We start from the raw sequence: 6,804 nt of genomic DNA, 5'->3' as shown, positions 1-6,804 counted from the left end.
TCCCTGACGTCGCACCACCGAACGGCCCCCCACTCACCAAGGAATCGTCATGACCGGCACGACCCTCACGAGCTTCGAGCTCCGCCCCATCACCGTTCCCGCACACGTCGACGACCCGGACGCCGCCGACTTCGTCGAGCACGTTCGCGTGCGCAACCGCGTGTACGAAGAGATCTCAGGCCACGGCGACGAAACGATCACCGCCGCCGAGCTGCTCCCCCACTACCAGACCGAACCCGACGAGATCCGCCTGCTGTGGGCCGTCGTCCTGGACGGCGTCTTCGTCGGCCGGGTCGGTCTCGACATTCCCCAGGAAGCGGGATCGCGCACCGCTTACTGGCTCGTCGAGCTGCTGCGCGAGACCTGGAGCCGCGGGATCGGCGCGGCCGCGTACGACCTGGTCGAGCGCGTCGCGCGGGAGCACGGCCGCACCGTGCTGCAGTCGTGGGCGACGCATCCCTCGGCCGACGGTCCGCACCTGGATGCCCCGACCGGATTCGGGTCGATTCCACACGACCACGCGGCGCGCTTCTATCAGCGGCACGGGTACACGCTCGAGCAGGTCGAACGCAGCAGTGCGTTCGACCTCAAAGGTTCGTTCGACGGCGTCGAGCGCCTGCTCGACGAGGCGACCGGCGCAGCTGCCGGCTACCGCGTCGTGCAGTGGTCACCCCCCACGCCCGCCGAGTACCGCGACGGATACGCGTGGATGAAGTCCCGGATGTCGACCGACGCTCCGTCGGCCGGCATGGAGATCGATGAGGAGACCTGGGATGCCGCGCGCCTGACGCGACACGACAGTGCATACGCCGACACGGGACGACTCATGCTCGTGACGGCGGCGCAGCACATCGAAACGGGCGAGCTGTGCGCCTTCAACGAGCTCGTCGTCGGTGTCGACCGCACCGAGGCCTCTCACCAGGAGGACACCCTCGTGCTGAAGGAACATCGCGGTCACCGCCTCGGGATGCTCATCAAGTGCGCGGGCCTCATACGGTGGCGCGAGCTCGCACCGCTTTCGCCGCGCATCGTGACCTACAACGCCGAAGAGAACCGACCGATGCTCGACATCAACGAGGCGATCGGCTTCGCGCCGATCGCGTACGGCGGCGCGTGGAAGAAGGTGCTCCCGTCCTGACGCTGGCACACTGGCCGAATGCTGATTCAGACGCCGCGGCTGTCGTTGCGCGAGATGTCGGCCGCCGATCTGCCGGCGCTCCGCGCGATCCTTCAGGATGCGCCGACGATGACGGCGTACGAGGGTCCCTTCGACGATGGTGAAGTCCGGACGTGGCTCGATCGCAACCTCGAGCGCTATCGCATCGACGGCTTCGGTCTGTGGGGCGTGGACGCGCGCGCCTCGGGCGAGACGATCGGTCAGTGCGGGCTCACCCGGCAGCGCATCCTCGATCAGGACGTCATCGAGGTCGGCTACCTGTTCAACCGGGCGCATTGGCACCACGGCTACGCGACGGAGGCTGCCGCGGCGTGCCGCGACTACGCGTTCGAGACGCTCGGAGTGGAGCGGCTCTTCGCTCAGGTGCGCGACACGAACATCGCATCGATGAACGTCGCGATCCGCCTCGGGATGACCGTGCGTGGTCGCTTCGTGAAGCACTATCGCGGCGTCGCGATGCCGCACCTCGCGTTCGCCATCGACCGCCCTTCCGCGGGCTGACGGGTCACCGTCGCCGCTGGCAGCGCGGGCAGAAGTGCGACGAGCGGTTCATGAACGACACGCGCACGATGGGACGACCGCAGCGATGGCATGGTGCGCCCGTGCGACCGTATGCGTGCAGCGAGTGCGCGAAGTACCCGGCCTCACCGTTGACGTTGACGTACTGGGCGTCGAAGCTCGTGCCGCCTTCTGCGAGCGCCTTGTCGAGAACCCGGCGAACCGCGGTGAGCAGATTGCCGACCGCCCGCGACGAGAGCGCGGAGGCCGGCGATTCGGGGTGGATGCGGGCGTCCCACAGGGCTTCGTCGGCATAGATGTTCCCGATGCCGCTCACGACGGTCTGATCCAGCAGCACGCGCTTGATGGCTGAGTTCTTGCGCGCGAGGATCCGCGCGAACCCGACGTCGTCGAACGCGGGATCGAGCGGATCGCGCGCGATGTGCGCGACCTGCGTCGGCACGAGCGGGTCGGGCGTGCCGAATCCGCCGGATGCGCCATCGGGCGTCGCGACGAGGTCGTCGAGCGCGAGCGAGCCGAACGTGCGCTGATCGGCGAACACCACCGCGAGATCGCCATGGGCGGGGTGCGTGATGTCGAACCGCACGCGCTCATGACGCTCCACCGGTGCGCCGGCGGCACGAAGCAGCAGCTGGCCGCTCATTCCCAGATGTCCGACGAGGGCCTCGGACGACGCCTCGAGCGGGAGCCACAGGAACTTGCCTCGGCGAGCGGCGCCGCGGATCGTAAGCCCTGTCAGCGCGCTCTCGAAGTGCGCGCCGTCGCCCGGGTGCCGCGTGAGTGCTCGTTCGTCGAGCACCGTCACGGCGGCGATGGTCGCGCCGGAGACAGCGGGCTCGAGACCGGCGCGGACGACCTCGACCTCTGGCAGCTCAGGCACGTCCGCTGAGCTCGCGCCATGCCGTCAGCGCCGCCGCCATCTCGGCCTGCTTCTTGCTCGATCCGCCGCCGACGCGGGAGACGCCCGCGACGTGCACGGTGGCCGTGAACCGGCGGTCGTGGTCGGGACCGGTCGAACCGACCTCGTAGGTCGGCGGCGCCGAGTCCAGGCGCGCAGCGAGCTCCTGCAACGCCGTCTTGGGGTCCATCGCGGCCCCGTACCGTTCCGGGTCGTCGAGCAGCGGGCCGACGAGCCGCAGCACGAGTTCGGTCGCGGCATCCGGTCCCGCCGAGAGGTAGGCCGCCCCGATGATCGCCTCGGTCGTGTCGGCGAGGATCGAGTCCTTGTCGCGCCCGCCCGTGAGCGTCTCGCCCCGGCCGAGCTTGATGTGCTCGCCGAGACCGATCGTCCGCGCGATCTCGGCGAGGGCGACCGTCGAGACGACGGCGGCGCGTCGCTTGGCCAGCGCACCCTCTTCGAGTTCGGGATGCCGCGTGAACAGGCGTACCGTGACGGCTTGGCCGAGCACCGAATCACCGAGGAATTCGAGCCGTTCGTTGTGCGGACCCTGACCGTGCTCGTACGCCCAGGAGCGATGCGTGAGCGCGAGCGACAGAAGCTCGGGGTCGATGTCGACCCCGAGCTTGTCGGTGAGACGGGCAGAACCCGGCGTGACGGTGGTCACGGCGTCAGCCGCGATCAGACGTCGGCGACCTTGCGGCCCTTGTATTCCAGGAACAGCTCGGTGCCCTGCGAGTCGGTGACGACCTTCGCCTGGTGCGGCCGGCTGTAGACGACCTTGCCGTTCTCGATCGTCTTGACCAGCGTGGGGGCCTCGGCCTTCCACTGCGCGCGACGCGAACGGGTGTTGGAGCGGGAGACCTTCCGCTTCGGGGGGTTACCTGCCATGACTAGCTCTCTTCTGTGTTCTCGGCACCGGCACGCGGGGCGTCGGTGTCGGGGTCTGTGGTGAAGTCCTGGAGCGCGGCCCAGCGTGGATCGAGGGATTCGCGCTGCTCTGCGTCGGTGTTTTCGGCCATCCGCTCGCCCGTGGCCGGATCGAGGCCGGGGCAATCCGGCTGACACACCGGCTGAAACGGAAGCGACAGGACGATCGCATCCCTGACCGGAGTTTCAAGATCCACGTGGTCGTCTTGAACCTCGAAGTCAGATGTTTCCTCCCCAGGGTACGCGAAAAGATCCTGAAACTCGACTTCGACAGGCTCGACGATGTCGGTGAGGCACCGTCCGCACACGCCGCGGTACTCCGTGTCGATCGTCGCCGAGACGAGGATGCCCTCGTGCACCGATTCCAGTCGGACGTCGATCGTGAGGGGTTCGCCCGCTTCGACCGCGACGAGCCCCTCGCCCCACTTCTCGGGAGCGGTGAGATCGAGCACGTGCTCGCGCATCTCGCCGGCTCGGCGGACGATGTCTCGTACCGGGATGGCGAATGCGCCGGGTCTGTGCCTACTCACGGTCGTCGATCCTACCCGCGATGCGCGGCTCAGAGGCCGCGCGCGCCGGTGTCGAGGAACCGCGCGACGGGACCGGGCACATACGGCGAGACGTCGCCGCCGAGCGCGGCGACCTGGCGCACGAGCGAGCTCGAGACGAGGGCGTGCGATGGATCGGGCAGCAGGAACACCGTCTCGACATGGGCGAGATGCCGGTTCACGATCGCCATGGGCGTCTCATAGGCGACATCGACCTGCGAGCGGATGCCCTTGACGAGCACGCCAGCATCGACATCGGTCGCGTAGTCGACGAGAAGACCCATGCTCCACGACGCGACGACGACCTCGGAGGCGATGCCCGCTTCGCTGATCGACTGTTCGAGCAGGGCGAGGCGCTGTGCGATGGGCAGCATCGCCTCTTTGTCGGGGTTGTGCACGACGAGCACGTGCAGCTGGTCATACAGGGATGCAGCCCGGCGGATGACGTCGAGATGCCCGAGAGTCGGGGGGTCGAACGAGCCGGGGACGACGGCGATCCTGGGATTCACCCCTCCAGCGTATCGTCGTGGGCGACCGGCTCGGCTCATGTGCGCGCGAGGGCCGCGCGCTCTTCGCGCCCCACCCGCCGTTCGATGGCCGCCTCGAGGCCTGGATGCCGCAGCAGTGCCGGATCTTCTGCGAAGACCCGTTCGGCGGCGATGCGGGCCTCGGCGATCAGGTCTGCGTCTTTCACGACGCGCAGCAGCCGCAGCGACGAACGGGCTCCGGACTGCGCGTCGCCGAGCACGTCGCCCTCCCCGCGCAGCTCGAGGTCGACCTCGGCGAGTTCGAAGCCGTCGAGTGTCGCCGCGACGGCTTCGACGCGGCGACGTGCGGGGCTGCCCGCTGCCGCCTCGGTGACGAGCAGGCAGAGCCCGGGAACACCGCCGCGCCCGACCCGGCCGCGCAGCTGGTGCAGCTGCGAGACCCCGAACCGGTCGGCCTCGAGGATCGCCATCGTCGAGGCGTTCGGCACGTCGACACCGACCTCGACGACGGTCGTTGCGACGAGCACGTCGACCTCTCCGCGCGCGAACGCCTGCATGACGGCATCCTTCGTCTCGGACGGCATCTTGCCGTGCAGGATCTCGACGCGGATGTCCGTGAAGGCCGGATGCCGCGACAGCAGGTCGCCGACCTGCACCACCCCCCAGCGCGTGCGCGGCGAATCACCCTCGACCGGCTCGACGACCACGTCTGCCTTCTCTTCCTTCGTGAGCGCTTCGGCGTCGATCGCCGCGCAGACGACGAACGCCTGGCGACCGAGCGCGACCTCTTCGGCGATGCGGTCCCACACGCGACCGAACCACGCAGGGCGATCGGCGAGCGGCGCCACGAACGATTCGATGCCCGCACGGCCGGCGGGCATCGTGCGGATCGTCGAGACGTCGAGATCGCCGAACACGGTCATCGCGACCGTGCGCGGGATCGGCGTCGCCGTCAGCACGAGCGCGTGCGGCGACGATCCCTTCGCGCGGAGCGCCTCGCGCTGCTCGACACCGAAGCGATGCTGCTCGTCGACGACGACGAGACCGAGGTCGGCGAATGTCGTCGACTCGCTCAGGAGCGCGTGCGTGCCCACGACGATGCGGGCCTGTCCCGACGCCGTGCGCAGCGCCGCCTTGCGCCGCTCGGCGGCCGGCAGCTGGCCCGTCAGGAGCGTCGGCATGAGCTCGGGGGCGAGCTCGGGACCCAGCATCCGTGCGATCGAGCGCACATGCTGCGCCGCGAGAACCTCGGTCGGTGCGATGAGCGCCGACTGCCCGCCGCTCTCGGCGACCTGCAGCATCGCCCGCAGCGCCACGAGCGTCTTGCCCGACCCGACCTCGCCCTGCACGAGCCGGTTCATGGGCCAGTCGCCGCGCAGGTCGCCCTCGATCTGGTCGCCGACCGTGATCTGGTCGGGGGTGCGCGCGAACGGCAGCGCAGCGTCGAAACGCTCGAGCAGCCCACCGGCCTCACGCCGCGTCGCCGACAGGGCGCGTACGAAGTTGCGCTGCTGCAGCAGGGCCGCCTGGAGCACGAAGGCCTCGTGCATGCGCAGCGTCTGCCGCGCTGCCGCATACTGCGTCTCGTCGGCGGGGCGATGGATCCACTCGATCGCCTCACGCGCCGTGACCAGGCCGTGGCGGATGCGCAGCTCGTCGGGCAGAGGGTCGGGCACGTCGCCGAGGCCGTCGAGCACGAGCTCGACGATCTTGGTGAACTGCCAGCTCGCGAGCGTGCTCGTCGCGGGGTAGATGGGGATGGGGATCGTCGCGTAGGCCTGCGCGTTCTGGCGGGCGGCCTCTTCGTCGTCGAAGAGCTCGTAGTCGGGGTGCGTCAGCTGCGTCACGCGGCGGTACTCCCCCACCTTTCCGGCGAAGATCCCGCGGCGGCCGGGCTTCAGGTCTTTCGCGCGCCACGCCTGATTGAAGAACGTCAGGCTCAGCTGCCCCTGACCGTCGCTGATCAGCACCTCGAGCAGCGTGCCCTTGCGGTTCTGCATGCGGCGCTCGTTGACCCGCACGACCTCGGCGACGATCGTGACGGGTTCGCCCAGCGGCAGCGAGGCGATCGGCGTGAGCTCGCCACGACGCGCGTACCGGCGGGGGTAGTGCGACAGCAGGTCGCCCACCGTTCGCATCTCGAACGCCTTCGCGAGCGCTGTCGCCGTCTTGCCGCCCACGACGCCGTCGAGGCGGGACTCGAGCGTCAGGGCGGGCATGCACCGAGTCTATGCAGGGCGTCGG

At 69.4% G+C, this 6,804-nt stretch carries 8 protein-coding genes; 2 read left to right on the top strand and 6 right to left on the bottom strand.

Annotated elements, in window-relative coordinates; genetic code table 11:
- Window positions 1–49 precede the first annotated feature (49 nt).
- Window positions 50–1,138, top strand: a complete 1,089-nt coding sequence (locus ACFC3F_RS13495; protein WP_376130648.1) for a GNAT family N-acetyltransferase — start codon at window positions 50–52, stop codon at window positions 1,136–1,138.
- An 18-nt stretch (window positions 1,139–1,156) separates the two neighbouring features.
- The gene (locus ACFC3F_RS13490; protein ID WP_376130645.1) at window positions 1,157–1,678 is read left to right on the top strand and encodes a GNAT family N-acetyltransferase; all 522 of its coding nucleotides are present in this window, start codon (window positions 1,157–1,159) and stop codon (window positions 1,676–1,678) included.
- Window positions 1,679–1,682: 4 nt separating this feature from the next.
- On the opposite strand, the gene mutM is transcribed toward ACFC3F_RS13490, so the two are convergent.
- From mutM to ACFC3F_RS13460, 6 genes are all read right to left on the bottom strand, one after another.
- Window positions 1,683–2,576, bottom strand: coding sequence for a bifunctional DNA-formamidopyrimidine glycosylase/DNA-(apurinic or apyrimidinic site) lyase (gene mutM / locus ACFC3F_RS13485; RefSeq protein WP_376130642.1), 894 nt, complete (start codon window positions 2,574–2,576; stop codon window positions 1,683–1,685).
- Window positions 2,569–3,261: a ribonuclease III gene (gene rnc, locus ACFC3F_RS13480; RefSeq protein WP_376130639.1), complete on the bottom strand. Its 693-nt coding sequence runs from the start codon at window positions 3,259–3,261 to the stop codon at window positions 2,569–2,571. The genes mutM and rnc overlap by 8 nt, the downstream gene beginning before the upstream one ends.
- A gap of 14 nt (window positions 3,262–3,275) precedes the next feature.
- The gene (gene rpmF, locus ACFC3F_RS13475; protein ID WP_019179169.1) at window positions 3,276–3,485 is read right to left on the bottom strand and encodes a 50S ribosomal protein L32; all 210 of its coding nucleotides are present in this window, start codon (window positions 3,483–3,485) and stop codon (window positions 3,276–3,278) included.
- 2 nt (window positions 3,486–3,487) lie between these two features.
- Window positions 3,488–3,988 (bottom strand): DUF177 domain-containing protein, encoded by a 501-nt coding sequence (locus ACFC3F_RS13470; RefSeq protein WP_376130651.1) that lies wholly within the window; start codon window positions 3,986–3,988, stop codon window positions 3,488–3,490.
- 95 nt (window positions 3,989–4,083) lie between these two features.
- Entirely contained in the window at window positions 4,084–4,581 is a 498-nt protein-coding gene (gene coaD, locus ACFC3F_RS13465) for a pantetheine-phosphate adenylyltransferase (RefSeq protein ID WP_376130634.1), read from the bottom strand.
- Window positions 4,582–4,616: 35 nt separating this feature from the next.
- A complete protein-coding gene (locus ACFC3F_RS13460; RefSeq protein WP_376130631.1) occupies window positions 4,617–6,779 on the bottom strand; it encodes an ATP-dependent DNA helicase RecG in 2,163 nt (720 codons plus the stop codon).
- Window positions 6,780–6,804 lie beyond the last annotated feature (25 nt).

This window comes from Microbacterium sp. NPDC055910 (assembly GCF_042271185.1).
Lineage (GTDB): Bacteria > Actinomycetota > Actinomycetes > Actinomycetales > Microbacteriaceae > Microbacterium.
Note: the sequence above shows the minus strand (reverse complement) of the source record. Positions and strands in the feature narration are given on the sequence as shown.

Coding starts and splice junctions, on each gene's coding strand:
- ACFC3F_RS13460 (WP_376130631.1), bottom strand. CDS start 6,779: ATGCCCGCCCTGACGCTCGAGTCCCGCCTCGACGGCGTCGTGGGCGGC.
- rpmF (WP_019179169.1), bottom strand. CDS start 3,485: ATGGCAGGTAACCCCCCGAAGCGGAAGGTCTCCCGCTCCAACACCCGT.
- ACFC3F_RS13495 (WP_376130648.1), top strand. CDS start 50: ATGACCGGCACGACCCTCACGAGCTTCGAGCTCCGCCCCATCACCGTT.
- ACFC3F_RS13470 (WP_376130651.1), bottom strand. CDS start 3,988: ATGCGCGAGCACGTGCTCGATCTCACCGCTCCCGAGAAGTGGGGCGAG.
- ACFC3F_RS13490 (WP_376130645.1), top strand. CDS start 1,157: ATGCTGATTCAGACGCCGCGGCTGTCGTTGCGCGAGATGTCGGCCGCC.